At 69.2% G+C, this 1,360-nt stretch carries 2 protein-coding genes; one reads left to right on the top strand and one right to left on the bottom strand.

Annotation, left to right across the window (positions count from 1 at the left end):
- Positions 1–333: 333 nt before the first annotated feature.
- The gene (locus CHB94_RS24320) at positions 334–537 is read left to right on the top strand and encodes a zinc-ribbon domain-containing protein (RefSeq protein WP_089339109.1); all 204 of its coding nucleotides are present in this window, start codon (positions 334–336) and stop codon (positions 535–537) included.
- 109 nt (positions 538–646) lie between these two features.
- On the opposite strand, the gene CHB94_RS24315 is transcribed toward CHB94_RS24320, so the two are convergent.
- Positions 647–1,195 (bottom strand): hypothetical protein, encoded by a 549-nt coding sequence (locus tag CHB94_RS24315; RefSeq protein ID WP_089339108.1) that lies wholly within the window; start codon positions 1,193–1,195, stop codon positions 647–649.
- Positions 1,196–1,360 lie beyond the last annotated feature (165 nt).

The raw sequence follows: 1,360 nt of genomic DNA, 5'->3' as shown, positions 1-1,360 counted from the left end.
CGGTCCTAGACAAACCGCATCGTCCCTGCTCAGAAGGGCATTCGTGCGTTACGACCCGCGCTCACCAGTCACTTCGACGGTGGATCGGGGCTCAGACGTCGGCACGTCCGTCCGATGCCTGAAGGGGCCACATCGGCCGGCAGGCCGGCCCGGAGTCTCAGGCGCTGCTGACCCTCCCCCAGTGGACGATAGGTCCACTAGACCGGTGGCGTGGTGCTGCGAGGGCCTGCTCAGCTCCGCGCGGCCTGAGCGGGAACTTCGGGCCTCATCGCTTCGAGCTCCGGGGAAGTCGCCCGCCGAGCGGCGGCCGGGCCGGCTGCCTACGGTGGCGGAGTGTTCTTTCTCTTCGGCTTCGGCACCAAGGAACAGGACCTGGGCCCGGGGAAAGTCCGCACCTGCCCGAACTGCGGCAACACCACGCCATGGGCGCGGGTGCGGACGGTCAAGCAGTTCACCGTCTTCTTCATCCCGATCGCTCGGTGGGGACGACGGCAGATCGAGATCTGCGGCATCTGCGGCGCGGCCGTCGAGGTCTGATCAGGATCGCCGGGAGCCCGGCCATGACCAGTCAGCAGTCACCGGCTGAGCCACGCATCTTCCGCGATGAACAGCCCCCGTCGACTTCGACAGACGGGGGTTCATCGCCTCAGGACAGGCCAGCGACTGCGGACTCGTAGTCGGCCGCGGCCGACGGAACCAGCTCCCCAGTGACGCGGACGAGGACCGGGCCGGACAGGTAGTGGTACTCCGTGCCGGCGATCGGCCCCAGACTCTTGAGGGTCTGCTGGATGTAGTCCGACCGGGCCTGTGCATCCGAGTCGTCGGCGAACACCTCGATCGAGCCACCCGCCTCATTACCCGGGGCTGCCTGGTCGATCGGCGTGCCCACGCGACTGTCGGCGAACGCCACCTTCGACGTGTACTGCCCAGGGCGGCCGATCAGGTTGTTCGCGTCGTTGGTCTCGGTAACGGCCGCGCTGTCGGTGATTGGCAGCCCGGCGGCCGTCAGTTCGGCGAGAACCGCTTCCGCGTCCACGGTCTCGGCTGCCGTAGACGGGGCAGCGACGGTCGCCGGCTCGGTGGCTGTAGTGACCGCGCTGGAGTTGGTGGCCTCGACGACCGCGGCATCGCCGGAGCTCGAGCAGCCGGCCGTGAGAGCGGCTGTGGCGACGATGATCGTAATGATGTTCCGCATGGGTCCTATATCGGCAGCCGCGCCCCCGGCCGTAGTCGGTTACAGCCGCGCGCGCGTCGTCAGGCCCCGCCGCAGCTCGTCCATGGCCTGCGCGAGGCTCACCCGCGGCACCCAGCCCCACCCGCGCGCGCGGTCGGTGAGCAGCTGCCCGGTCCAGGCCGGTTC

The organism is Blastococcus mobilis, assembly GCF_900188025.1.
GTDB lineage: Bacteria > Actinomycetota > Actinomycetes > Mycobacteriales > Geodermatophilaceae > Blastococcus_B > Blastococcus_B mobilis.
The sequence above is the reverse complement of the archived record's forward strand: the minus strand, read 5'-3'. Positions and strand labels throughout refer to the sequence as shown.